The organism is Streptomyces capoamus, assembly GCF_014654935.1.
In the GTDB taxonomy this organism is placed as follows: Bacteria; Actinomycetota; Actinomycetes; order Streptomycetales; family Streptomycetaceae; genus Streptomyces; species Streptomyces capoamus.
The window spans coordinates 146,410-146,796 of the sequence record NZ_BNBF01000015.1 but is presented as its reverse complement, the minus strand read 5'-3'; the positions used below and the strand labels follow the sequence as shown (position 1 = coordinate 146,796).

1 pseudogene is annotated in these 387 nt (G+C 72.9%); it reads right to left on the bottom strand.

The features are described 5' to 3' along the window. A pseudogene (locus tag IE312_RS41480) lies at positions 1–225 on the bottom strand (TerB family tellurite resistance protein); the annotation flags it as partial. Positions 226–387: the final 162 nt, after the last annotated feature.

Here is a 387-nt window from a genome sequence, read left to right as displayed (position 1 = left end):
CCCGCAGGCCGCGCACTCCACCACGGGTCCGGTCGCCCCGCGCGGCAGCACGGGCAGGCCGAGCACGGTCAGCCGGCGCCGACCGGTGAGCCGCTGGTAGTTGCGGTCGCCGCCGCAGCCGGGGCAGTAGAACTCGCCGTCCCCCACGGGGGTCCATGCGGTGCGGGTGCCCAGGATGCGCACAGCCCTGGCGGCACGGCCGTCTCGTCCCCGTACTGGCAGCACGTCGCACCTCCGTAACCGCACGGCAACATCGCCGCACTGGCGTGATGTTAGCCACATCACCGACGCGGAGTCAGTACCCCGTAAGAGACCTTTCCGTGACCTGAGGGGCGTGATGGCCGATAAGTGACGGCGCCCCGGCCGCCGTACACGGCGGCCGGGGCG